The organism is Agrobacterium sp. 10T429, assembly GCF_056393925.1.
Window position 1 is genome coordinate 1 of record NZ_JBFTGV010000107.1, and the last position, 352, is coordinate 352.

General features: G+C 65.9%; 1 pseudogene. It reads right to left on the reverse strand.

Features of this window, described 5'->3' with window-relative positions:
- A pseudogene (locus AC1DCP_RS26750) lies at nt 1-352 on the reverse strand (TonB-dependent siderophore receptor); the annotation flags it as partial.

The window sequence follows — 352 nt, forward strand, 5'->3', positions numbered from 1 at the left end:
GCGTAGGTGGTCCAGTTCCTGGTGACGTCGTACTCGGCGCGGATCGTGCCGTAGGTGTCTTCCAGCTCGGAATACGTCCATGGCTGGGCGAAGTTCGTCGAGGCGGACGGCACCGCCGGCAAAGCCGTACCCGACAGCTGGACCGTGCTGCGGCCCTGGTTGATCCGCTGCTTCTGGTAGCCGAAGTCCGCATTCACGCGGAACGCGTCGCCCTGGTAGTCCAGGCCCAGCGTGAACAGGCGCTGCTGCCGGCTCTCGTTGTCCACCGGGGTATCGCCGCCACGCGCCATGGCGTTGACGCGCACGCCGAATTCCTTGTTCTTGCCGAAACGGCGGCCCACATCCACATGGC